This window comes from Micromonospora narathiwatensis, assembly GCF_900089605.1.
Lineage (GTDB): Bacteria > Actinomycetota > Actinomycetes > Mycobacteriales > Micromonosporaceae > Micromonospora > Micromonospora narathiwatensis.
In genome coordinates this window covers 5,350,951-5,373,992 of the sequence record NZ_LT594324.1, presented here as the reverse complement: position 1 = coordinate 5,373,992, position 23,042 = coordinate 5,350,951, and the positions used below count along the sequence as shown (strand labels likewise).

The 23,042-nt window shown below is 70.8% G+C and carries 17 protein-coding genes and 1 pseudogene; 10 read left to right on the top strand and 8 right to left on the bottom strand.

The features are described from left to right. Nucleotides 1–2 precede the first annotated feature (2 nt). Together gyrA and gyrB are read right to left on the bottom strand one after the other, a co-directional pair. Nucleotides 3–2,534 (bottom strand): DNA gyrase subunit A, encoded by a 2,532-nt coding sequence (gyrA, locus tag GA0070621_RS23515; protein WP_091199772.1) that lies wholly within the window; start codon nucleotides 2,532–2,534, stop codon nucleotides 3–5. A gap of 130 nt (nucleotides 2,535–2,664) precedes the next feature. Continuing rightward, entirely contained in the window at nucleotides 2,665–4,611 is a 1,947-nt protein-coding gene (gene gyrB / locus GA0070621_RS23510; protein ID WP_091199770.1) for a DNA topoisomerase (ATP-hydrolyzing) subunit B, read from the bottom strand. Between the two features lie 635 nt (nucleotides 4,612–5,246). Here gyrB and GA0070621_RS23505 point away from each other — a divergent pair. Then, nucleotides 5,247–5,801: a hypothetical protein gene (locus GA0070621_RS23505; protein ID WP_091199768.1), complete on the top strand. Its 555-nt coding sequence runs from the start codon at nucleotides 5,247–5,249 to the stop codon at nucleotides 5,799–5,801. An 81-nt stretch (nucleotides 5,802–5,882) separates the two neighbouring features. On the opposite strand, the gene GA0070621_RS23500 is transcribed toward GA0070621_RS23505, so the two are convergent. The 5 genes from GA0070621_RS23500 to dnaA all read right to left on the bottom strand — a co-directional run bounded on the left by GA0070621_RS23500 (nucleotide 5,883) and on the right by dnaA (nucleotide 12,270). Then, on the bottom strand, nucleotides 5,883–6,497 hold the full coding sequence (locus tag GA0070621_RS23500) for a DUF721 domain-containing protein (protein WP_091199767.1): 615 nt from the start codon (nucleotides 6,495–6,497) through the stop codon (nucleotides 5,883–5,885). Beyond that, a complete protein-coding gene (gene recF, locus GA0070621_RS23495; protein WP_091199765.1) occupies nucleotides 6,487–7,620 on the bottom strand; it encodes a DNA replication/repair protein RecF in 1,134 nt (377 codons plus the stop codon). The genes GA0070621_RS23500 and recF overlap by 11 nt, the downstream gene beginning before the upstream one ends. 16 nt (nucleotides 7,621–7,636) lie before the next feature. Further along, on the bottom strand, nucleotides 7,637–8,509 hold the full coding sequence (gene gnd, locus GA0070621_RS23490; protein WP_091199763.1) for a phosphogluconate dehydrogenase (NAD(+)-dependent, decarboxylating): 873 nt from the start codon (nucleotides 8,507–8,509) through the stop codon (nucleotides 7,637–7,639). Between the two features lie 41 nt (nucleotides 8,510–8,550). Further along, complete coding sequence (dnaN, locus tag GA0070621_RS23485; RefSeq protein ID WP_091199761.1) at nucleotides 8,551–9,684, bottom strand: DNA polymerase III subunit beta; 1,134 nt, start codon at nucleotides 9,682–9,684, stop codon at nucleotides 8,551–8,553. A gap of 765 nt (nucleotides 9,685–10,449) precedes the next feature. Next, nucleotides 10,450–12,270, bottom strand: coding sequence for a chromosomal replication initiator protein DnaA (gene dnaA / locus GA0070621_RS23480; RefSeq protein WP_091199758.1), 1,821 nt, complete (start codon nucleotides 12,268–12,270; stop codon nucleotides 10,450–10,452). A gap of 574 nt (nucleotides 12,271–12,844) precedes the next feature. Here dnaA and rpmH point away from each other — a divergent pair. The 9 genes and pseudogenes from rpmH to GA0070621_RS23435 form a co-directional block, all read left to right on the top strand. Continuing rightward, nucleotides 12,845–12,982: a 50S ribosomal protein L34 gene (rpmH, locus tag GA0070621_RS23475; RefSeq protein WP_091199757.1), complete on the top strand. Its 138-nt coding sequence runs from the start codon at nucleotides 12,845–12,847 to the stop codon at nucleotides 12,980–12,982. A 29-nt stretch (nucleotides 12,983–13,011) separates the two neighbouring features. Beyond that, a complete protein-coding gene (gene rnpA / locus GA0070621_RS23470) occupies nucleotides 13,012–13,425 on the top strand; it encodes a ribonuclease P protein component (RefSeq protein ID WP_091199755.1) in 414 nt (137 codons plus the stop codon). A gap of 44 nt (nucleotides 13,426–13,469) precedes the next feature. Continuing rightward, on the top strand, nucleotides 13,470–13,709 hold the full coding sequence (gene yidD, locus GA0070621_RS23465) for a membrane protein insertion efficiency factor YidD (RefSeq protein WP_091202766.1): 240 nt from the start codon (nucleotides 13,470–13,472) through the stop codon (nucleotides 13,707–13,709). 4 nt (nucleotides 13,710–13,713) lie between these two features. Beyond that, on the top strand, nucleotides 13,714–14,694 hold the full coding sequence (gene yidC, locus GA0070621_RS23460) for a membrane protein insertase YidC (protein WP_091199753.1): 981 nt from the start codon (nucleotides 13,714–13,716) through the stop codon (nucleotides 14,692–14,694). 212 nt (nucleotides 14,695–14,906) lie between these two features. Then, on the top strand, nucleotides 14,907–15,494 hold the full coding sequence (locus GA0070621_RS23455; RefSeq protein WP_091199751.1) for a Jag family protein: 588 nt from the start codon (nucleotides 14,907–14,909) through the stop codon (nucleotides 15,492–15,494). Nucleotides 15,495–15,972: 478 nt separating this feature from the next. After that, nucleotides 15,973–16,698, top strand: a complete 726-nt coding sequence (gene rsmG, locus GA0070621_RS23450; protein ID WP_231921096.1) for a 16S rRNA (guanine(527)-N(7))-methyltransferase RsmG — start codon at nucleotides 15,973–15,975, stop codon at nucleotides 16,696–16,698. 250 nt (nucleotides 16,699–16,948) lie between these two features. Beyond that, nucleotides 16,949–18,319, top strand: a complete 1,371-nt coding sequence (locus GA0070621_RS31140; protein ID WP_091199746.1) for an AAA family ATPase — start codon at nucleotides 16,949–16,951, stop codon at nucleotides 18,317–18,319. Between the two features lie 27 nt (nucleotides 18,320–18,346). Beyond that, nucleotides 18,347–19,375 carry a ParB/RepB/Spo0J family partition protein gene (locus tag GA0070621_RS23440; RefSeq protein ID WP_091199744.1) on the top strand — a complete coding sequence of 343 codons (1,029 nt, stop codon included), beginning with the start codon at nucleotides 18,347–18,349 and terminating at the stop codon, nucleotides 19,373–19,375. Nucleotides 19,376–21,308: 1,933 nt separating this feature from the next. Further along, nucleotides 21,309–21,974: pseudogene (locus GA0070621_RS23435) on the top strand (hypothetical protein); the annotation flags it as partial. A gap of 68 nt (nucleotides 21,975–22,042) precedes the next feature. On the opposite strand, the gene GA0070621_RS23430 reads toward GA0070621_RS23435, so the two are convergent. Beyond that, nucleotides 22,043–23,041 carry a D-alanine--D-alanine ligase family protein gene (locus tag GA0070621_RS23430; protein WP_091199742.1) on the bottom strand — a complete coding sequence of 333 codons (999 nt, stop codon included), beginning with the start codon at nucleotides 23,039–23,041 and terminating at the stop codon, nucleotides 22,043–22,045. Nucleotide 23,042 lies beyond the last annotated feature (1 nt).

Genomic DNA, 23,042 nt, shown 5'->3' with positions numbered 1-23,042 from the left:
AACTAGTCCTGTTCGTCAGGCTCGTCGGCATTGCGAGCAATCGCCACGATAGTCACGCCGTCCGGGAGGTCCATCAGCTTGACCCCCATTGTGTTCCGGTCACGCGTACGGCGTACAGGCTTCACCGGAGTCCGGATGACACCACCGTTGCTGGTGATTGCGAACAGCTCGTCCTCCGGGCTGATCACCACCGCGCCGACCAGACCACCACGTCGCTCAGTGATCTTCGCAGTCAGCACGCCCTTACCTCCCCGGCCCTGCACCGGGTATTCCTCGATCGGGGTACGTTTCGCGTATCCCCCGTTTGTCGCGACCAGGACGTCCAGGTCTTCCATGCCCTCGCTGCGGATGACCTCCATGGCGAGCAGGACGTCCTCCTCGCTGAACCGCATGCCGATGACGCCGGAGGTGGCCCGGCCCATCGGGCGCAGCGCCTCGTCCGTGGCGTTGAAGCGGATGGCCTGGGCGTTCTTGGAGACCAGCAGCAGGTCGTCCTCCGGGCCCACCAGGGCAGCACCGACCAGCTCGTCCTCATCGCGCAGGTTGATCGCGATGATGCCGCCGGATCGGTTGGAGTCGAACTCCTCAAGCCGCGTCTTCTTCACCAGGCCGTTCTTCGTGGCCAGTACCAGGTAGGGCGCCACCTGGTAGTTCGGGATCTGGATGATCTGCGCGATCTGCTCGTCCGCTTGGAACGCGAGCAGGTTGGCCACGTGCTGGCCCTTGGCCACCCTACTGGCTTCCGGAAGCTCGTACGCCTTGGCCCGGTACACGCGACCCTTGTTGGTGAAGAACAGGATCCAGTCGTGCGTCGAGCAGACGAAGAAGTGGCTGACGATGTCGTCCTGTCGGAGGGTGGCGCCGCTGACGCCCTTGCCGCCCCGACGCTGCGAGCGGTAGAGGTCGACCTTGGTGCGCTTGGCGTACCCGGTGCGGGTGATGGTGACGACCACGTCCTCGCGGGCGATGAGGTCCTCCATCGAGACCTCACCGTCGAACGGCACGATCTTGGTACGCCGGTCGTCGCCCCACTTCGCGACGATCTCGCCCAGTTCCTCGGAAACGATCTTCCGCTGCCGCTCCGGCTTGGCGAGGATGTCCTTGAGGTCGGCGATCTCCACTTCGAGCTTGGCCAGGTCGTCCAGGATCCGCTGCCGCTCCAGGGCGGCCAGCCGGCGCAGCTGCATGTCCAGGATCGCGGTCGCCTGGACCTCGTCGATCTCCAGCAGCCGGATCAGGCCCTGGCGGGCGTCCTCGACGGTGGGCGAACGCCGGATCAGGGCGATCACCTCGTCGAGCGCGTCGAGGGCCTTGGCCAGACCGCGCAGGATGTGCGCCCGCTCCTCCGCCTTACGCAGCCGGAACGCGGTCCGCCGGCGGATGACCTCGATCTGGTGCTCGACGTAGTAGCGGATGAACTGGGCCAGGTTGAGCGTGCGCGGCACCCCGTCGACCAGGGCCAGCATGTTGGCGCCGAAGGTCTCCTGGAGCTGGGTGTGCTTGTAGAGGTTGTTCAGCACCACCTTGGCGACCGCGTCGCGCTTGAGCACGAGCACGATCCGCATGCCGGTACGCCCGGAGGACTCGTCCCGGATGTCGGCGATGCCGCCGAGCTTGCCCTCCTTGATCAGCTCGGCGATCCGCTCGGCAAGGTTGTCCGGGTTGACCTGGTACGGCAGCTCGCTGACCACCAGCGCCGGCCGGCCCCGCTTGTCCTCCTCGACCTCGACCACGGCCCGCATCCGGATCGAGCCGCGCCCCGTCCGGTACGCGTCCTGGATGCCCGCCTGGCCGACGATCAGACCGTGGGTCGGGAAGTCCGGACCCTTGACGATCTCCAGCAGCGCTTCGAGGGTGGTCGGCTCGTCGGCCTCCGGGTGCTCCAGGCACCACTGCACGGCCGCGCCGATCTCCCGCAGGTTGTGCGGCGGGATCTTGGTGGCCATGCCGACCGCGATGCCCTCGGAGCCGTTGATCAACAGGTTGGGGATACGGGACGGCAGGATCGTGGGCTCCTTGGCCCGGCCGTCGTAGTTGTCCTGGAGGTCGACGGTGTCCTCGTCGATGTCCCGCAGCATCTCCATGGCCAGCGGGTCGAGCTTGCACTCCGTGTAGCGCATGGCCGCGGCCGGGTCGTTGCCCGGCGAGCCGAAGTTGCCGTTGCCGTCGACCAGCGGGTAGCGCAGCGACCAGGGCTGGGCCATCCGGACCAGCGCGTCGTAGATGGCCGAGTCGCCGTGCGGGTGGAACTGACCCATCACGTCGCCGACGACGCGGGAGCACTTCACGTAGCCACGGTCCGGCCGGTAGCCGGAGTCGAACATCGCGTAGAGGATCTTGCGGTGAACCGGCTTGAGCCCGTCCCGGACGTCCGGCAGGGCCCGCCCGACGATGACGCTCATCGCGTAGTCGAGGTACGAGCGCTGCATCTCGACCTCGAGGCCGACCGGCTCGATGCGGTCGTGCTCGACGACCGCGGCCAGTGTCTCCGGGGTCTCCGGCTCGTTCGGGGTGGACTCGGGAGTATCGGTCACTGTTAACCCTTATCAGACTCAGAGTCGTTTTCGTGCTGTGGATAACGGCTGTGGAAACCGGCCGGACTGTGGATAACTCTGTGGACGACCGGGCCGGTCGGTGGATCACCGCCCGGCACGGCACGGTCCGTCAGATGTCCAGGAACCGCACGTCCTTGGCGTTGCGCTGGATGAACGAACGGCGCGCCTCGACGTCCTCACCCATCAGCACGCTGAACAGCTCGTCGGCCGTCGCGGCGTCGTCGAGCGTCACCTGGCGCAGCGTACGCGTGGCCGGGTTCATCGTGGTCTCCCACAGCTCGGGGTAGTTCATCTCGCCGAGACCCTTGAACCGCTGGATGTCGTCCGGCTTGGCGTTGGGCTTCTTCTGCTGACGCAGCGCGATCAGCCCGTCCCGCTCCCGGTCCGAGTACGCGTACTGGGCGTCGTCGCCCTTCTTGTTCCACTTGATCTTGTAAAGCGGCGGGGCGGCCAGATAGACGTGCCCCAGCTCGACCAGCGGTCGCATGAACCGGAACAGCAGGGTGAGCAGCAGCGTCTGGATGTGCTGGCCGTCCACGTCCGCGTCGGCCATCAGCACGATCTTGTGATAGCGCAGCTTCTCGATGTCGAAGTCGTCGTGGATGCCGGTGCCCAGCGCGGTGATCAGCGCCTGGACCTCGTTGTTCTTCAGCACCCGGTCGATCCGGGCCTTCTCCACGTTGAGGATCTTGCCGCGGATCGGCAGGATTGCCTGGGTACGCGGGTCGCGGCCCTGCTTGGCCGAGCCGCCCGCCGAGTCACCCTCGACGATGAACACCTCAGACTCGCGCGGGTCGGTGGACTGGCAGTCGGCCAGCTTGCCCGGCATCGAGCCGGACTCCAGCAGCGACTTGCGCCGGGCCAGCTTCCGCGCCTGCTGCGCGGCGATCCGGGCCCGGGCCGCCTGCGACGCCTTGGTGATGATGATCTTCGCCTCGGCCGGGTTCCGGTCGAACCAGTCGACCAGCGACTCGTTGCAGACCCGCTGCACGAAGCTCTTCACCGGGGTGTTGCCGAGCTTGGTCTTGGTCTGGCCCTCGAACTGCGGGTTGGTCAGCTTGACCGAGATGATCGCGGCCAGCCCCTCGCGGATGTCCTCGCCGGAGAGCCTCTCGTCGCCCTTGAGTAGCTTCTTCTCCGCGCCGTACCGGTTGACGACGGTGGTCAACGCGGCCCGGAAGCCCTCCTCGTGGGTGCCGCCCTCGTGGGTGTTGATGTTGTTGGCGAAGGTGTAGACCGACTCGCCGTACGACTCGTTCCACTGCATGGCGATTTCCGCCGACATGCCCTCCTCCTCGGCGCCGAACTCGACCACCGTCCGGTGGATCGGGTTCTTCGAGGCGTTGAGGTGCCGGACGAAGTCGGCGATGCCGCCGTCGTAGTGGAAGGTCACCTCGCGCGGCTTGCCCTCCTCGGTCTCCTCGACCCGCTCGTCGAGCAGGTGGATGGTGAGGCCGCGGGTGAGGAAGGCCATCTCCTGCAGGCGCCGGTAGATGGTCTGGAAGTCGAAGACGACGGTCTCGAAGACGTCCGGGTCGGGCCAGAAGGAGACCGCCGAGCCGGTCCGGTCGGTCGGCTCGCCCTTCTCCAGCGGGGTCGGCTTGGACTGGTGGTACTGCTGCCGCCAGACGAAACCGTCCTTGTGGATCTCCACGGCCATCTTCGTGGAGAGGGCGTTCACGACGGAGACGCCGACACCGTGCAGACCGCCGGAAACGGCGTACGCCTTGCCGTCGAACTTGCCGCCCGCGTGCAGCACGGTCAGCGCGACCTCGACACCCGGCTTCTTCAGCTTGGGGTGGAGGTCGACCGGGAAGCCACGCCCGTTGTCGGTGACCCGTACGCCGCCGTCGGCGAGCAGCCGCACGTCGATGGTGTCGCAGTATCCGGCCAGCGCCTCGTCCACCGCGTTGTCGACGACCTCCCACACGAGGTGGTGCAGACCGCGTTCACCGGTGGACCCGATGTACATACCGGGCCGCTTCCTAACCGCCTCCAAGCCCTCGAGAACGGTGATCGACTCCGCGCCGTACTTCTTGTTGTCCTCCGCTGCCACCCTCGGCCACTTTCTCGCACCGGCCGCGCGAGGGCGCGGGGGCGCGGGTTCGGCGGACATCACGCGACGTCGGCGCACACGAACCGGTCCCCGGATAGCCAGGTCACGGATCGCTTACGCCGGGCGTCGCGGACGCCCGCGGATCGCGATCGGCTCGACCCGATCCGGGACAATGATCAAGGGCCCTGGGGCCCCTGTCCGTCGCTCCGTGTCGGGTCTTTCGTCTCGCCGTCAATCTTACTCTGCGGAGCCGACCAAACCGCCACTCGGCACCCCTGCGCGGCGTCTGAGAACTCCGTAGCCGGCCGAACCGCGCTATCCGCGACTCCCCCTACACACCAACGACGGCATTCGGTCGCGGCGCGGCGTCAGACCGGCCTTCGTTCGATCCGGAGCGCCGCCCGGCACCGCGGGGGCCGAACCACCGCCGCCGGCCGGTCGGAACGCACCGTGGCCCTGAGCGGAGACGCCTTCGACCGCACAGGTGCCGGCGGGGTGGCCGACCGGGGGTCGCGGGCAAACCCGTCGTGCCGTACCTTTGCGGCGCCTGCCGCAGTGGTCTTGATCTTTCCCGCCGGGAACCGGGACGATCGACCCGATCGGTCCGACAACTCGCTGACAAGAGGTGACGCCAGATGGGGCTGGACAACGTCGCGGTGCACTGGCCGCGGACCGGCCGCTTCTACGACCCGGTCGCGCCGGCCGAGTTCGTCGACTTCGGGGAGATCGTGGACATGCCACGCGTCTCCGGCCCCACCGCGGCGCTCGCCGAGTTGATCGCCAAGACCGGCACGGTGCGCGCGACCGCGTACACCGAACTGGTTGACCTGATCCTCGGCCTGGAAAATGTGCTCTACGCCACGGAGAACGCGGCCGAGGACGAGGACCCCGTGATCGACCCCGACGGGTGTTCCTGGATCGCCGACGGGCTGGAGAAGTTCGTCGCCCGGCACCGGCCGATCGACGAGGCGGTGACCTTCGAGTCGGTCAGCGAGGTGCTGCGGTCGCTGCTGGGCGACGGCCGACTGGCCGAGCAGCAGCTGCGCTGGCTGGACAGCCGGCTCGACAGGCTGCGCGACGAGAACGGCGATCCGCCGCAGTGGACCTTCACCTGCGCCGAGCTGAGCGTCCTGGCCGCCTTCTACCGGCGCTGCGCGGACCGCGGCTTCGCCGTCTACGCGGACGCCTGACCGTCCTCGACAGCAGGTCGGGGAAGTGGCGGGGTCAGCTCGGTCCGGATACCGCCAGATCGGCGACCCTCACCCGGGCGGTCACCCGTAGGTGTCGCGCGGGCCACGACCGCGGACCCGACGCGGGCCACGCGACCAGGACGGCGCGGCCGGGCCGTGGATGTGCAGCTTGCGCACCACATTGTGGCCCACCTCGCGAGCGATCTGCTGGAGCAGCGAGCCGGCGAGCAGCCGGAGCTGGGTGGCCCACGCCGTCGAGCGCGCCTCCACGGTCAGCTCGCCGTTCTCCAGCTTGACCGGGCGGCTGTGCTGCGCCACCTCCGGCCCGACCACCCGTTCCCAGGCGCCGAAGACCGTCGCCTCGGCCGCCGGCTGCTGCCAGCCCCGCGCCTTGACCAGCTTGTCCAGCACCGCGCCGAGCGGCTGCGGGTCGCGCGGGTCCGGCCCCGGACCGGAGTAGCCACGCAGCCGCCGCTCGCCGTCGCCGCGTACCGCGCCGCGCCGACGGGTGGCACCCGCCGCCTGCCGGCGGGCCTTCGCCGCGTCCAGCACCGCCCGGGCCAGCTCCGGCCCGGACGCCCCGGCCGGCAGGTCCCCGCCCCCACCCGCGGTGTCATCGCCGCCGGTGCCCTCGGGGGTACGCCCACCGCGTCCCGGTCCCAGCCGGGCCGGGGGCAACTGGACCTCATCCGACATGGCGCACCGTCCCCTCGCCCACCGCGTACCGGGCGCCGCGCAGGGCCACCGGCACGTCGTCGTCGACCGCGCAGGTCACCAGGAGCTGACCGGCGCCGCCGACCAGCTCGGCCAGCCGCTCCCGGCGACCGGCGTCCAGCTCGGCGAAGACGTCGTCGAGGACCAGCACCGGCTCGATGCCGTCGGCGCGCAGCAGGTCGTACCCGGCCAGCCGCAGGGCCAGCGCGAACGACCAAGACTCGCCGTGGCTGGCGTACCCCTTGGCGGGCAGCGGGCCCAGGGTGAGCGCGAGGTCGTCGCGGTGCGGGCCGACCAGGGTGGTGCCGCGTTCGATCTCCGCCGACCGGTTCTCGGTCAGCGCGGTGTGCAACGCCTCGGCCAGCGCAGCCCGGTCGGTGGTCGGCTCGGCCAGCTCCACCGACGACCGGTACGCGATCCCCGCCGCGCCCCGGCCCGCCGCCACCGCGTCGTACGCCTTGCCGACGTGCGGGGCGAGCGCGGCGGCCAGCTCCAGCCGGCCGGCGAGCAGCTCGGCGCCGTGCTGCGCCAGGTGGGTGTCCCAGACCGCGAGGGTGGACAGGTCACCACCGCGCGACCCGCCCGTCTTGCGGGCCAGGTACGCCGTGCGCAGCAGGGCGTTGCGCTGCTTGACCACCCGCTCGTAGTCGGCGCGCACCCCGGCGTACCGGGGCTGGCGGGTGACCAGCAGATCGTCGAGGTAGCGGCGACGCTCGGCCGGATCCCCGCGAACCAGTTCCAGATCCTCCGGGGCGAACAGCACCAGCCGCAGCGCGCCGAGCACGTCGCGGGCGCGGCGGGCCGGGGAACGACCCAGCCGGGCCCGGTTGGCCTTGCCGGGCACGATCTCCAGCTCGACCAGCAGCTCCCGGCCCTCGTGCACCACCGCACAGCGGATCACCGCCGAGGAGGCCCCCATCCGAACCAACGGGGCGTCCGTGGCGACCCGGTGCGAGTCCAGGGTCGCCACGTAGCCGAGCGCCTCGACCAGGTTGGTCTTGCCGACACCGTTGGGGCCGATCAGGACGTTCGGACCCGGCTCCAGGTCAACGCCGACCCGCTCGTACGAGCGGAAGTCGACCAGTTCGAGCCGGCGGACGTACACAGGCGGTGGAGGCCGGTCAGCGCTTGCGAACGGCGTGGCCGCCGAACTGCTGGCGCAGCGCGGCGACGGCCTTCATCGCGGGCGAGTCGTCCTGCCGGGAGGCGAACCGGGCAAAGAGCGAGGCGGTGATGACGTTCAGCGGCACCGCGAGCCGGACCGCCTCGTCGACGGTCCAGCGCCCCTCGCCGGTGTCCTCGGTGTAGCCGCTCAGCTCGGCCAGCTCCGGGTCCTCGTCCAGTGCGCGGTCGAGCAGGTCGAGCAGCCAGGACCGGACCACGGTGCCCTCGCGCCAGGACTTGAACACGCCCGGCACGTTGGTTACCAGCTCGGACTTGGCCAGCAGCTCGTAGCCCTCGGCGTAGGCGTGCATCAGGCCGTACTCGATGCCGTTGTGCACCATCTTGGCGTAGTGACCGGCGCCGACCGGGCCGGCGTGCACGAAGCCGAACTCGCCGGCCGGCTTGAGCGCCTCGAAGATCGGCATCAGCCGCTCGACGTGCTCCTGCGCGCCGCCGACCATCAGCGCGTACCCGTTCTGCCGGCCCCAGACGCCGCCGGAGACGCCGACGTCGATGTAGCCGATGCCCTGCTCGTTCAGGCGCTCGGCGCGCGGGGCGTCGTCGCTGAAGCGCGAGTTCCCGCCGTCGATGATGATGTCACCCTCGCCGAGCACGCCGGCGAGTTCGTCGATGGTGGCGTCGGTGACGCCGGCCGGAACCATCACCCAGACCGCGCGCGGGGACTCCAGCTTCTCGGCCAGTTCCGCGAGGCTCGCGACGTCGCTCAGCTCCGCATCGCGGTCGTAGCCGACCACCTCGTGACCGGCGGCGCGCAACCGCTCGCGCATGTTGCCGCCCATCCGGCCGAGTCCTACCAGGCCGAGCTGCATCTGCTCCTACCTCCGTGCGTCTGGGTCTTGCGGGGACGCGATCAGCGGGACACGCGGATCGGCATGATGAGGTACCGGTACCCCGGGATGACCTCGCCATCCTCGCCGGCGGGCGAAATCACCGCGGGCTTGAAGGCGTCGACGAACGAGAGCAGCGCGTGCTGGGCACCCAGGTTGGTCAGGCCGTCGATCAGATACTGCGGGTTGAAGCCGATGGTCAGCGGGTCGCCGGTGAAGGCGGCCTCCATGGCCTCGCTGGCCCGGGCCTCCTCGGTGCCGCCGGCCTCGACGACGAGGCCGTCCGAGCTGAAGCTGAGCAGCACCGGCGTGGTCCGCTCGGCGACCAGGGCGACGCGCTTGACCACCTCGATCAGGGTGCTGACCGAAACCCGGGCCTCGGCATTGTGGGTGGCGGGGAAGAGCGAGCGGACCGGTGGGTAGTTGGCGCCGTCGAGCAGCCGGCTGGTGGTCCGCCGGGTGCCGCCGGAGAAGCCGATCATGCCCTCGCCGGCGCCGCCCTGGGAGAGCGCCATGGTCACCTGGCCGCCGAGCGGGCCGAGCGCCTTGGCGGTGTCGTGCAGGGTACGGGCCGGCACCAGGGCGTTGAGGCTGACCTCGGGGTCGTCCGGGTTCCACTCCATCTCGCGCAGCGCGAGCCGGTAGCGGTCGGTGGCGAGCATCGCCAGCGTCCGGCCGGAGAGTTCGATGCGTACGCCGGTCATCATCGGCAGCGTCTCGTCCCGGCCGGCGGCGACGGCCACCTGGGCCACGGCGGCGGCGAAGGCGGCGGCGTCGATGGTGCCGGCGCTCTCCGGCATCTCCGGCAGGGACGGGTAGTCCTCGACGGGCATGGTCGGCAGGGTGAAGCGGGCGCTGCCGCAGACCAGTTCCAGGTGGGCGCCGACGGCGGCGATGTCCACCGGCTTGGCCGGGAGCGCCTTGGTGATCTCGGCGAGCAGGCGGCCGGAGACGAGGGCGGCACCGTCGGCGTCACCCTGCACCTCGACGGTGACCTGGCTGGAGACCTCGTAGTCGAAGCCGGAGACCTGGAGGTTGCCGTCGGTCACCCGGAGCATCACCCCGGCCAGCACCGGTACGGAGGGTCGGTTGGGCAGGCTCTTGGCGGTCCACGCGACCGCCTCGGCGAGCGCGTCGCGCTCCACTCGGAACTTCATCAATGCCTCCGCGTCGACGTCAGCGACAACTCTCTCATGCCGACCGCTGCCACCCGTCCCGCCCGACCGTGCGGGTACCCATCGCACCTTAGGGCGCGCGGGCATCGGCTGTGCGCCCGACCCCGTGGATCAGGTGCCGGGTCGACCGCCGACGGCGGCGTTCCGGCCCGATCCACAGGAAGTCCAACGGTGATGATTGGTTTTTGTTGTTTAGAAGAGATAACTCATCGTCTTCATCGCACCTGTGCAAACTGTGGAGAACCGGCGTCTGCGCAGGTCGGACAGGTTATCCACCGGTGGTTTCGCTGTGGAGAACCAGGGGTACAACCCGTGTTCTGGTCCACAGGCGGAGCCCGTCCCCAGGTTGTCCACGGTTATCCACCGGTTGTCCACCGCTAATCCACCGGGTTTCTCCCCAGCGCTGTGGACGGGCGGGACGCCGCCGACGGGCGTTGTCCCCAGAACCTTCAACAGGCCACCCACAGGTCGACCGTCGTCGGTGGACAACGCGGTTGTTGTCCCCAGGCATCCACAGCGCCTTCCCCAGGAGTTGTCCACAGTCTGTGGGTAACCGGGTCGGGACGTAGCGTGGTTTTCCACCGCCTGTGACACAGGGGGTGTGGAAAACCGGGGCGGTCTGTGGACGGACACGACACCGATCGTGCGCCCTCGACCGGGTTGAGGGTCAAGCTCCGCGGGTCGTCCACAGATATGAAGAAGCCCGGCCGGGAGACTCCGGCCGGGCTGTGTCGTCGCGTACGACTCTCAGGTCTGCTTGATCCGGTTGGTCAGCTCGGCGATCTGGTTGTAGAGCGAGCGGCGTTCCGCCATCTGCTGGCGGATCTTCCGGTCGGCGTGCATGACGGTGGTGTGGTCCCGGCCGCCGAACGCCTGCCCGATCCGGGGCAGCGACAGGTCGGTCAGCTCGCGACACAGGTACATGGCCACCTGCCGCGCGTTGACCAGCACCCGGGACCGGGAATGCCCGCGCAGGTCCTCCAGGCTCACCCCGAAGTAGTCAGCGGTGGAGACCATGATCTGGTCGGCGGTGATCTCCGGGCCGGCGCCGTCGGGGATGAAGTCCCGCAGCACCTCCTCGGCCAGCGACAGCTCCACCGACGAGCGGGTGAGGCTGGCGAACGCGGTGACCCGGATCAGCGCGCCCTCCAGTTCCCGGATCGAGTTCGACACCCGGGAGGCGATGAACTCCAGCACGTCCGGCGGGGCGTACAGCCGCTCCTGCGCCGCCTTCTTCTGCAGGATCGCGATCCGGGTCTCCAGGTCCGGCGGCTGGATGTCGGCCAGCAGCCCCCACTCGAACCGGGTACGCAGCCGGTCCTCCAGCGTCGCCAACTGCTTCGGCGACCGGTCGGAGGTGATCACGATCTGCTTGTTGGCGTTGTGCAGCGTGTTGAAGGTGTGGAAGAACTCCTCCTGGGTCCGCTCCCGGTTCTCCAGGAACTGGATGTCGTCGATCAGGAGGATGTCCACGTCCCGGTAGCGGCGCTGGAACGCGCTGGTCTTGTCGTCGCGCAGCGAGTTGATGAAGTCGTTGGTGAACTCCTCGGTCGAGACGTACCGGACCGAGCGGGCGTTGCCCAACGTGGTGGCGTAGTGCCCGATGGCGTGCAGCAGGTGGGTCTTGCCCAGCCCGGAGCTGCCGTAGATGAACAGCGGGTTGTACGCCTTCGCCGGCGACTCGGCCACCGCGACGCTCGCCGCGTGCGCGAAGCGGTTCGAGGAGCCGATGACGAACGTCTCGAACATGTACTTCGGGTTGAGCCGGTTGCCGCCGGTCTCCGCCCCGCCCGGGTGCCGCCGGTCGACCGGACCACCGGGGCGGTGATCCGCGCCACTGCGGCCCGGGCCGTTGTCCGTGGCGCCGTCGCGGGGCATGCCGCGCAGCGGCGACCCGTCGGCCGGCCCGGGCATGTCGCGGTAACGGGCCTCGTACCCGCCGGTGTCCGGGAGCGGCTCCAGCCGGTTGTCGAAGGCCCGGCGCTCGGGGTCGTCGTGCAGCGGCTCGGCGAAGGCGGTGCTGAACAGGGTGTCCTGGCCGTCCCGGCTGCCCGGGATGAGTGGCGTCCGGCCGCCGTCGGGCGTGCGCTGCCGGGGGGCCGGATCCTCCGTCGTCGGCTGCGGGCGATCCTCGGGGTACGCCGAGGGCTCGGGCCGAGCCGGGTAGCCGAATTCGGGGAAGCCGGGCGCCTCGGCCGCCGAACCGGGCTGGCCGAGGCCGGCGAGCAGGTCCGGCGGAGCGTCGCGTTCGTTCGGCTCCGGGTTGCTGCGGTAGACGGTGCCGGGCGGGCGGCCGCCCCCGGCGTCCTCGGCGACCCGTACGGTGACGGCGACCTGGATCGGTCGGCCGAACCGCCGACTCAGGGCCTCGGTGATGGCCGGGCGGAGCCGCGACTCGATCACGTCCCGGGTGAAGGCGTCCGGCACCGAGAGCAGGGCGGTGTCCTCGACGATGGCCCGCAGCCGGGTGAGCCGGAGGTACGCCCGCTGCTGCGCGGAGATGATCTCGTCGGCGAGTTCGTCAGTCGTCGCCGTCCACACCGCGGCCAGGTCGGTCGTTCCGGTCACCGTCGCGCCACCCCCTCGCCTCTACTCACGCCCGCCCGGACGGCTGACCGGTCGTCATCCACAAGTTATCCACAGCCTGTGTGTACCGACCGATTGTGGCCGCCCACCCGGACGCGGGTCGGATCTACCCCCCTGGTTCCGGAGGCGTTGAAGCGGGTTCACCGTGCCGAACGATTCACTACCCTGTCCGGTCTTGCCGGTCACGACAACCCGGACACCCGACGCTGACCGCAATCGCGCACGCTAACAGCGCGGACCCCGCGCCATCAACCGTCGACACCGTGGCGGCCTTGTCAACATCAGTGAAAACCGCCCCTTCGGTCGTGCTCCAGGCGTTGTCGGGGCACCTGGTGTGATGTTTGACGGTCATTGCCCCCCTGCGTAGGCTGGAGCGGCTGCTCTGTCGCCCTCTGCTAGGGTGATGGGTGCTTGCTGTCCGCGGTCGCCGCCCCGCATCGCCGAGGCGCCGCTTCGTCGGGCAGCGCCGATCGTAGGCCACCGGCGCGGTGGCCTGGACCACCACACGACCCCGGGCGTTGTCCCGCGCGGGGCGTAGGACAACGGAGAGCCTGACGTGAGCAAGCGCACCTACCAGCCGAACACCCGCCGGCGCGCGAAGACCCACGGCTTCCGGCTGCGCATGCGCACCCGTGCCGGCCGTGCCATCATCTCGACCCGTCGTTCCAAGGGCCGTACCCGCCTGTCGGCCTGAGGCCGACAGGTCCGGGGACGTGGGCAGTCGTGCTGGCCGCCGCGCAGCGACTGCGGCGCAGTAGCGATTTCGCCGCAGCGGTCCGGGGTGGCCGACGCGTCGGCCGAGGTGCCGTTGTGGTGCACCTGACCCTCCCCGAGCAGACCGGACACCCAGCGACAAACCCGCCGGAGCCGGCGCGAAGCGTCGGTGCGGAGACCTCCGCACCGAGCCGCGCCGGCTTCGTCGTGTCCAAGGCGGTCGGCAACGCCGTGGTCCGGAACAAGGTCCGCCGCCGGCTCCGGCACCTGGTCCGCGAGCGCCTGGGCGAGCTGCCCACCGGCAGCACCCTGGTGGTCCGCGCACTGCCGCAGGCCGCCGAGGCGTCGTACGCTCGACTGGGGGCCGACCTGGACGCCGCCGTCGCCGCCGCGCGGGCCTCCCGGGGGCGACGGTCCCGGTGAACGGGGTGACCGCCGTGCCGCGGCCGACGACTACCGGTGCCCGCATGCTGCTGGTACCCATCATCGCGTACCGTCGGTGGATAAGTCCGGCACTGCCGGCCCGCTGCCGGTTCTACCCGTCGTGCAGTGCCTACGCCGTGGAGGCGGTCTCCCGGCACGGCGCGCTACGGGGAGCCTGGCTGACGGTCCGGCGGCTGTCGCGCTGCCACCCCTTTCACCCAGGTGGACACGACCCGGTGCCTGAGCCGGTCGCGCGCCGCCGCGCCGACGTGACTGGAGCCTGAGAAATTGAGTCTTGACTGGATCTACTACGCGATCTCGTGGATCCTGCTGACCTGGCACTCGGCTTGGGACGCCATCGTGTCGGCCGAAGCGGTGATCGGGACGAACTGGTCGTGGATCCTCGCCATCGTCTTCCTGGTGGTGACGGTCCGGGTGATCCTCTTCCCGGTCTTCGTCAAGCAGATCAAGTCGCAGCGGGCGATGCAGGCGCTCCAGCCCAAGGTCAAGGAGCTCCAGGAGAAGCACAAGGGTGACCGGGAGACGCTCCAGAAAGAGATGATGGAGCTCTACCGGAAGGAAAAGGCCAACCCGCTGATGGGCTGCCTTCCGATGTTCCTCCAGATCCCCGTCTTCCTCGGCCTGTTCCACACCCTCAAGCGGCTCAACCCGGGCAACAGCCAGAAGACCCTGTACGGCTGGACGGTCGACCAGTTCAACAGCGCGTCCAGCGCGAAGCTCTTCACCGCTCCGCTCTCCGGCCGTTTCGGCTCGACCGCCGACGAGCTGGCCCGGCTCGGGGCGAACAGCGGGACGGTCAAGCTCGTCGCCGGCGTGCTCGTGCTCATCATGATCGCCACGACGTACCTGACCAGCCGTCAGATGATCCTGAAGACCGGCTGGGCCGAGGACCCGCAGCAGCGCATGGTCCAGCGGCTGATGCTCTACGGCATCCCCGTCTCCCTGCTGGTCTCCGGCTCGATCTTTCCGATCGGCGTGATCATCTACTGGGTCACCAACAACCTGTTCACCCTCGGCCAGCAGCAGTGGGTGCTGCGTAAGTTCCCGCCGCTCGTGCCGCCGAAGAAGGCGGGTGCCCCGGCTAGGACCACCGCCCAGCCGGCCAAGACCGGCGGCCTGCTCGGCCGCAAGCCCGCCCAGCCGGCCGCGAAGGCCCCGGCGACCGCGCCGAAGGTGGCCGGCCCGAAGCCCGGCGCCAAGCCGACCAACCCGAAGAAGGGCAGCCGGCCCGCCAAGCGACAGGGCTGAGCCCGCACGGGCCGCCACCGGTGTCGGTGGCGGCCCGTCCGGCCCCCGAGCTGCCACCGTACGGTCGGCGCCGGGCCGGAACCGCCGCGCGGAGCGCGGTCACGGGCGACACTGCCCGTACAGACGTGCCCGAGGGCACCGGCGAACCTCCCGCCGGCCCCGGGAGACCAGCGGACCCGACGGTCCGGCCGAGCGAGTACGGAGATGAGACCGTGACCGACACCAGCATCCCCAGCGCCGACCAGTCCCTGGACGAGGAGACCGTGGCGTCCGTCGCCACCGAGGAGACGGAGGAGAGCCAGGCCGAGCCGGAGGCCGCCGAGAAGAAGGCCCCGGCCGACAGCGACCTGTTCCGGCAGAGCGAGATCGCGGCCGACTACGTCGAGGGTCTGCTCGACATCCTCGACTACGACGGCGACATCGACGAGCTGGTCTCCGGCGGCCGCCCGGTCGTCGAGGTGGTCGGCGGTCGCCTGCAGAGCCTGGTCGGCCAGCGCGGCGCCACCCTGGAGGCGCTCCAGGAGCTGACCCGGCTGGCGGTGTTCCGGCAGACCGGCTCGCCGAGCCGCCTGCTGCTCGACGTCGGCGGCTACCGGGCCGCCCGACGCAAGGAACTGGCCGCCGTCGCCAAGAACGCGGTGGAGAAGGTCAAGGAGTACGGCGAGCCGGTACGCCTGGAGCCGATGTCCGCGTTCGAGCGCAAGTGTGTGCACGACGTGGTGAACGCGATGAGCGGCGTGGAGAGCGAGTCCGAGGGCGTCGAGCCGAACCGCCGTATCGTCGTCCGGCCGGTGGACTGAGCGGGTGACCCACGACAAGACGACGGCGGATGCCGTGGCCGGCCCGGGTGGTACGCCACCCGGGCCGTCGCCTGTCGGGCCCGACCCCGCCGTCGACCCGGTCTTCTCCGACGGCGATGCGACCTCGACGGCCGACCCGGCCCTGCCCGGTACGCCGGCCACCCTGCCCGACCCGAGCTTCTCCGGCGAACCGGGTACCCCGGCGGGCCGGCCGTCCGACCCGGTGCCGGCGCATCCGGTGGAGCCCGCCGGTGAGGTGACCCCGACTTTCATGGGTGAGCCCACAGCACCGGCCGAGCCGGCGATCTTCGCGGAACCGACGACGGCTACCGGCGACCCGGCTGCCGTTGTGCCGGTCGGTGCCGTCGAGCCGCTGTTCGCCGAGCCGGCCGCCGCCGGTCCGTCCCTCGTGGACAGTGCGGACCGACCGGCCGAGCAGCAGACGGCCGAGGATCGGCCGGCTCCGGGGGCGGCGACACTGCCGCCCGAGGCGGCGCCGGCCGCCCGTACCCTGTTCGGCGATCGCCTCGACCTGGCCGCCGCGTACGCCGAACTGCTGGCGACGGACGGCGTGGTACGCGGCCTGATCGGCCCCCGCGAGGCACCTCGTATCTGGGAGCGGCACCTGCTCAACTGCGCGGCGATGGCCGAGCGGATCCCCGAGGGCGCGAGCCTGCTCGACGTCGGTTCCGGCGCCGGCCTGCCCGGTCTGGTACTCGCGATCGCCCGGCCTGACCTCACGGTCACCCTCGTCGAGCCGCTCGCTCGGCGCACCGCCTTCCTCGTCGAGGCGGTGCAGCAACTCGGCCTGACCCGTACCGTCCGGGTGTTCCGCGGGCGGGCGGAGGACGCCGCGGCCGGTACGCGCGACAGCGCGCCGCTCAGCGCCGACATCGTGACCGCACGGGCGGTCGCCGCGTTGGACCGGCTGACCGCCTGGTGTCTCCCCCTCGTGGTGCCCGGTGGGCGGTTGGTGGCGCTCAAGGGCGCCTCGGCCGCCGAGGAGATCGCCGAACACGCCGAGGCGGTGGCCCGGCTCGGCGGGGGCGAGCCGGAGCTGCACCGGTGCGGAGTCGGCGTCATCGACCCGCCGGCTGTGGTGATCGAGGTGGTCCGGGAGCGGGTGGTCGGTCCGGTGCGGAAGAAGGGCCCGAAGCGGTCGCGCGGCGGCCGCCGCCGGGGCGGATCCGGCCGGGACCGCTGACGCCATCGGACGTTCTCGCGTCGTTGGCCCGGCCGTCGGAAACGGTGCGAGTTAGCTGACCGTTCCGAACCCGACGTGGACCGGCTGCGCCCGTGCGCCGTAGGCTGGCCGCGCGTCGATAATGTGGAACGGCGGTGCCGGGCGGCACCCGAACCCGACCGTTTCCCGCCGGGCCGTCCACCGCGTCGGAAGCGCGGGGGCCTGATCGACGGGGTGCGGACCGACCATCCGGAGCGGGCAGGGATGACAGGTGCATGACGACGGTAGGTACGACGATCCGCGGGTGACCGGGCCAGGAGGACGACCCTCTGCCGCCGAGCCCGTTTCACGTGAAACCGACTACCAGGGCTGGCCGCTGGGCGACGACTCCAGCGGCCCGGCCGCGAATCCGCCGGACGTCGATCCGTCGGCGCCTCGGGACGTGCCCGTCGCGGGCGGCGTCCGGCCGATCTCCTCCGTGCCGGCGAACGTGCCGCCGGCACGGGAACCGCACGATCCGACCGGCGGCCCCGCGAATGCCGCCACTCCCCGTCCGGCCTACGCCCGCGGCAACGCGGCGGGCCCCGGACGTTACGAGCCGCAGCCGCCGGGTTCGGCCGTACCGCAGCAGCCCGGCCCGCCGGCGGCATCGGAGGGGGTGGCCGGTGTGGTGGCGTCGTCGTCCGACACGCCACCGGCCACCGGCTATGGTGCCGAACCCCCCGCCAGCACGTACGTTTCACGTGAAACCCCGACGCGCGAAGAGGATGACCCACCGTTGGCTATGGAGGCGATGCGCGCCGTGCAGATCCTGAATCCCAGTGGCGAGGTGAGCATGCCTCGGCCCCCGCGGACCCGGGTGATGTGCGTCGCGAACCAGAAGGGTGGCGTGGGAAAGACCACGACCACGGTGAACCTGGCGGTGTCCCTCGCCCTGCACGGGAACCGGGTCCTGGTTGTCGACCTGGACCCGCAGGGCAACGCCTCCACCGGGCTCAACGTCCCACACCACACCGGCGTACCCGACGTGTACGACTGCCTGATCGACAGCGTGCCCCTGGAGGAGGTGGCGCAGTCCGTCGAGGGCATCCCGAACCTGTGGTGCGTTCCGGCCACCATCGACCTCGCTGGCGCCGAGATCGAGCTGGTCTCGGTGGTCGCCCGGGAGTCCCGGCTGGCCCGCGCGATCACCGCGTACCCGGGGCACTTCGACTACGTCTTCATCGACTGCCCGCCCTCGCTCGGCCTGCTGACCGTCAACGCGCTGGTCGCCGCGCAGGAGGTGCTGATCCCCATCCAGTGCGAGTACTACGCGCTGGAGGGCCTCAACCAGCTGATCAACAACATCAACCTGGTCCGTCAGCACCTCAACCCGAGGCTTGAGGTCTCCACCATCCTGCTCACCATGTACGACCGGCGTACCCGGCTGGCCGACGCGGTGGAGCAGGACGTCCGGAACCACTTCGGCGACAAGGTGCTCCAGGCCGTCATTCCCCGGAACGTACGGGTCTCCGAGGCGCCGAGCTACGGCCAGTCGGTGATGACCTACGATCCCGGTTCGCGGGGGGCGACGAGTTACTTCGAGGCCGCCCAGGAGATTGCCGAGCGTGGGGTCAAGGAGTCGGTGAGCCGGAATGCGTAGTGCGGAGAAGTCGCTGGGAGGCGTCGCATGAAGAACCGTCCTCGTGGCGGTCTGGGCCGGGGGCTAGGTGCCCTTATTCCGACCGGGCCGGCGCCGGGTAGCGCCCCGACGGCTGCGGATCCGGAGCGTGCCGCGACCGCCGTTCCGGCCCCACCCGTGGCCGGTGCGGCGGCCGTCATCGGAGCCGCTCCCGCCGTCCCGGATGTGGAGCCCGAGCCGCAGTTGAGCCCGGTGCCGGGGGCCCGCTTCGCCGAGATCCCGGTCGACGCCATCGTGCCGAACCCGAAGCAGCCCCGGCAGGTTTTCGACGAGGACGCCCTGGAGGAGCTGAAGGTCTCGATCCAGGAGGTCGGGTTCCTACAGCCGATCGTCGTACGCCAGCTCGACGGCGAGAAGTACGAACTCGTCATGGGTGAGCGGCGTTGGCGGGCGGCCCAGGCGGTCGGCCGGGAGAGCATCCCCGCCATCGTCCGGGACACCCGGGACGACGCGATGCTCCGGGACGCGCTGCTGGAGAACATCCACCGGGCCAACCTGAACCCGCTGGAGGAGGCGGCTGCGTACCAGCAGCTGCTGGAGGAGTTCGGCGCCACCCACGAGGAACTGGCTCGCCGTATCGGCCGCAGCCGGCCGCAGATCTCCAACACCATCCGGCTGATGAACCTGCCCGCCCAGGTCCAGCGCCGGGTCGCCGCCGGGGTGCTCTCCGCCGGCCACGCCCGGGCACTCCTCAGCCTGGATGACGGCGAGGCCCAGGAACAGCTCGCCAAGCGGATCGTCGCCGAGGGCATCTCCGTACGCGCCACCGAGGAACTGGTGGCGCTGGCGCTCGCCGACGGTCCGGCGCAGACCCCGGCGGCGAAGCGGCGGCCGAAGCCGCACGCGCCGGCTCTGGGAGACCTCGCCAACCGGCTTTCCGACCGGTTCGACACCCGGGTCAAGGTGGACATCGGCCGTAGCAAGGGCAAGATCACCATCGAGTTCGCGACGGTCGACGACCTGGAGCGGATCGTCGGAATCATCGGCGTGGGCCAGGAGGACCAGCCCGAGGAGTGAGCAGCCCGATCCTCATCGACCGCGTGGTCCCCTGCGGACCGCGCGGTCGAGTCGTTTCGGGGCTGGCCCCGGATGCGGGGCACCAAAACCGTTCGACGTCCTGGCACCCGGGACGCGCCTTCCGATCGGAAGAACCTCGGACGCGACCGCTGGCCGGCGTGCTCCCGTACCGGGTGGTCGGCTTGGCCACCCCCGCTTCCTCCGCTCCTTGCTGAGGCGCGCGATCCGGTGTTTCTCGCCGGGCGTGCGCTGCTGCCGCTGCGCGGATCCCACTTCACTGCCTCTCCGGGACTCCGGACGTGACTGCGCGCTCTCCGTTTACCCGAACATGACCTGGCGCCTCGCCGTAGGCCCGGTCACCTGTCGCCTCTCGGCGGGCGTGGCGCGTGACGGCCGTCTGGAGACGCCGCCTGGTCCGCTGCGGTAGCCGGCGCCCGGACACCGGCGGCAGTGCCCCGTAGGCACGGCTGGTGCCGCTCTGGCCGCTCTGGCAGGCCATCCGGTCGGCGTCCGGCTCGGAGCGCCATAGACCCGGCCTCCGGGCGGTGACGGCCAGTGTGTGATGGGCCGCGAGTACGGGCCGGCCCGTGGCCGATAGGACGGCGGCGAGCACGGGCTGAGTTGAGAGGAGCGGGTCGAGTTCGGCGTCGGGGTGGTGTCCCGAGGCCTCGGCCCGCCAAGTCGGACGCCGAGGAACCGGTCCTCTTCCAGCCGCCCGTCGCGCCGACGATGCACGGCCTCCGCTGCCGGCTCAGTGCGTGGGTCCGCGCCTGGTCTTGCGGACGGAGGTGCCGACATCCGCCCGGGGGCATTCGGTCCTTGAAGGGCCGGCACCGTTTCACGTGAAACGCACCCGGCGTGGGCTCGGGGTTTCACGTGAAACGGGGGCGGTCGAGGCAGTGCCAGCGCGCGGGGCCATTGCTGCGGCCGGAGGGCTGGAATCCAGCGGGTACGCGAGGGTGAGATCGACATCGTGTCCCCGCCACCGAGATCTGCCGCCGAGGTAGCGCCAACCGCGTCGTCGGTTCGGCCGCGGTGGTCAGTTGCGTCGTTGCCCGCCACCGGCGACGGCTGACGCCACCGGCGCGCGGCGCATGATCCGGCAGGACAGCGGAGCCTCTTGCGGCCCGTCCGCCCTGCGCCGCCTGATTGCTCCGCAGACGCCACCGGCCACCAGGGTGCGGCGATCCGCGCTTGACCGACCCGTCCTCGCCCCACCGGCGATCGAGCGGGAGCAGGGGGCTCGGTTTCACGTGAAACAGGCGAGCGGGCTCGGTCAATCCGACAGATGGCGGCCTCCGAACACAACCCTCGCCGCACGGCGACGGTCGTAGCCAGTGGGTGTTCGCCGGGGAGGCGAGGCCGAAGTGCTGCCGGCCGACAAGGTCGACGCGGTACGCCGGCTCCAGGACGAGGGGCGGACGGTCGCCCCGCCCGCGCTCGTCCGGCCTCATCCGCCGTCCAGCCCATCCGGCCGTCCATCCTGCCGGCCGTCGGCGTCGGTGCCGATCGGAGCGGTTGGAGCGATCGGCCGCAGTCGTGTACGCCGTCGGCCTGGGAGGCTCGGCGTTGTCGACCGCCAACAGCGGACGGAGCGGATCCCGCGTCCTCGCCGACTCGGCGGCAAGAAGGCGGGCCGGGAGCCGGTACCGATCATCGGTTCGATCGTTAGGAGAGAAGGGCTCGCAACCGGTGGACAACCCGGCTCGGCGTCAGCCTGGGTTATCCACAGTTGTTTTCCACAGGGCAGCCTCGTTTCACGTGAAACAGCGCGGTGAAACCCTTACTGACCTGTGGATGACGCGACGTGGTGGCGATCTCAGCAGCCTGTGGACAACGCGGTGGATAACTCTGGCTGTGACCGAGGAGGGGCTCTCGGTGCACGTCGAATCAGGTAGGGACATGGGTCGACAACTGGGCTAGGGTCAGCGTCGTGCAGGACACCCCTCCCTCAGTTCCGGACTTCACTCAATGGCCCTCCTTCCCCTTCGAGGGCGACCTTCGGGTCAAGCAGCTCGACGATCCGGTACCGGTCGAACCGCCTCGCCGGGGCGAGGGCAACCGGGAATGCACCGCCTGCAGCGCCCCGGATGAGGCGTACATCTGGGTCGGTGAGCGGTGGCGGGTACGCGCGATGGACCGACCCACCGGCCTTCCGATGGTGCTGATCCTGGAGTCCCGCTCCCACCTCGATCTCGGCGATCTGCCGAACCTGCTCGCGGCCGAGCTGGGCGTGATGACCGTCCGCCTGGAACGCGCCATCCGCTCACTGGACGGCGTTGCCCGGGTGCACGTCAGCCGCTGGGGCGACGGCTCGGCGCACCTGCACATATGGTTCCTGGCGCGGCCGTACGGGCGGCTGCAACTGCGGGGCACGTTCCTGTCCCTGTGGGACTCCATCCTGCCCCCGATCACGGAGGCGCAGTGGCGGGAGAACCTGGCCCTGGTCGCCGCGTGGCTGGCCGAGTTCGGCGGCCGTCCGCTCGCCGAGCCGCCCAGGATCCAGTGGCAGGCGCCGTCGAGCCTCTCCGCGCCGCCCGAGGTGGAAGCGGAGATCGTTGACGAGGAGACGGTCTCGGTGATCGAGGCGGCCGAGGAGATCCCGGAGCCGCCGGACGACCCGACGACGGGGCAACGGCCGGCCTGAGAAACCGGTCCGAGAAGGCGCTAGCGACGACGGGCGGCTGCTCGACCGACCAGTGCGCCGAGCACTCGCCCGAAGTCCAGCCCGGCCGCCTGGACGGCCAGCGGCAACAACGAGGTCTCGGTCATCCCCGGGGAGACGTTGACCTCCAGTACGTGCGGTTGTCCGGCCGCGTCGACGATCAGGTCGACCCGGGAGAGGTCGCGCAGGCCGAGCGCGCCGTGCGCGGCGAGGGCCACCTCGGCCACCCGCTCGGTCGTCTCCCGATCCAGCCGGGCGGGCGCGTGCCAGGTGGTCCGGCCGGCGGTGTACCGGGCGGCGTAGTCGTACACCCCGTTGCGGGGCACGATCTCGACCGGGGGCAGGGCCTGCGGGCCCTCACCCAGGTCGACCACCGAGACCGCCACGTCCATGCCCGGCACATAGCGCTCGACGAGCGCCGTCTGGTCGTACGCGAAACAGCCGACCATCGCGGCCGGCAGCGACCCCGCCTCCCGGACCACCGCGGCGCCCAGCCCGGAGCCGCCCTGCGCCGGCTTGACCATCAACGGCAGGCCGAGCCGGTCGACGATCCGGTCCAGCACGGCCACCGCGCCCAGTTCGGAGAAGCGGTCGTGCGGCAGGGCCACCCAGTCGGGCGTGGGGATGCCGGCCTCGCGCAGCACCGCCTTGGCGGACGGCTTGTCCCAGGCGAGCCGGGAGGCGCGGGCGTCGCAGCCGACGTAGGGCACATCGCAGAGGTCGAGCACCCCACGCAGCGAGCCGTCCTCTCCGGTGGCACCGTGCAGGGCGATCACCACGGCGTCCGGCGGGTCGGCGGCCAGGGCGGGCAGCAGGGCCACGTCCGCGTCCCGCAACTCGGCCTCGACGCCGACCGCCCGCAGCGCGTCGAGCACCCGCCGGCCGGACCGGAGCGAGACGTCCCGCTCGTACGAGAGGCCGCCGGCGAGCACCAGCACGTGCAGCTCGTCGACGCCGGCGAGATCGGTCACGAAAGTCTGGGTGGCGGGGCTGACGGCCATG

Coding starts and splice junctions, on each gene's coding strand:
- GA0070621_RS23505 (WP_091199768.1), top strand. CDS start 5,247: ATGGGGCTGGACAACGTCGCGGTGCACTGGCCGCGGACCGGCCGCTTC.
- dnaN (WP_091199761.1), bottom strand. CDS start 9,684: ATGAAGTTCCGAGTGGAGCGCGACGCGCTCGCCGAGGCGGTCGCGTGG.
- GA0070621_RS23500 (WP_091199767.1), bottom strand. CDS start 6,497: ATGTCGGATGAGGTCCAGTTGCCCCCGGCCCGGCTGGGACCGGGACGC.
- yidD (WP_091202766.1), top strand. CDS start 13,470: ATGCTGCTGGTACCCATCATCGCGTACCGTCGGTGGATAAGTCCGGCA.
- GA0070621_RS23440 (WP_091199744.1), top strand. CDS start 18,347: ATGAAGAACCGTCCTCGTGGCGGTCTGGGCCGGGGGCTAGGTGCCCTT.
- GA0070621_RS23430 (WP_091199742.1), bottom strand. CDS start 23,041: ATGGCCGTCAGCCCCGCCACCCAGACTTTCGTGACCGATCTCGCCGGC.
- gnd (WP_091199763.1), bottom strand. CDS start 8,509: ATGCAGCTCGGCCTGGTAGGACTCGGCCGGATGGGCGGCAACATGCGC.